This window comes from Bacillus sp. LR--39 (genome assembly GCF_053613335.1).
In genome coordinates, this window is record NZ_JBSIOT010001255.1 from 1 (window position 1) to 588 (window position 588).

The following is a 588-nucleotide window of genomic DNA, read 5'->3' on the forward strand; positions in this document are numbered from 1 at the left end:
CTTGGAACAATCGTAGCGATTGCTGCGGAACAAATACAGCTTAGGAAAAAGAAATATGACAATATCGTGTCATGAGATTTGCATAAGTTGAAATTCATGACATGTACGCTATGATGATAAAGGAAAGGCGGGCGATTTGATCGTGAAATTATTTTTGATTTTAGGTGCTGTCAATGCTATGCTTGCGGTTGCTTTAGGAGCGTTCGGAGCCCATGGTCTTGAAGGGAAAATTCCCGAGAAATATTTGCAAATCTGGCAGACCGGCGTCCAGTATCATATGTATCATGCGCTCGGTTTAATTGCCGTCGCGCTCATCGCGTCAAAACTGGCAGGTGCGGGAAGCGTTTCTGCGGCAGGGTGGCTGATGTTTGCCGGAATCGTTTTATTTTCTGGAAGTTTATATGTCCTCAGCCTTACGCAAATCAGCGTCCTCGGTGCGATTACTCCGCTGGGCGGCGTGGCGTTTATTGCCGCATGGATCATGGTCGTTGTCTCAGCGGTCAAATATTTGTAGTTTTACTAAAAAAGCCAATCTCTGAAAAGGATTGGCTTTTTTTATTTTAACAGGGGCTGATTCATGGTAATTTA

Annotated in this window: 1 protein-coding gene; it reads left to right on the forward strand. The window is 44.4% G+C overall.

Going from position 1 to position 588, the window contains the following annotated elements; translation table 11 throughout:
* Positions 1-142: 142 nt before the first annotated feature.
* The gene (locus ACWHAR_RS29790) at positions 143-514 is read left to right on the forward strand and encodes a DUF423 domain-containing protein (RefSeq protein WP_011198405.1); all 372 of its coding nucleotides are present in this window, start codon (positions 143-145) and stop codon (positions 512-514) included.
* The last annotated feature ends 74 nt before the right edge of the window (positions 515-588 follow it).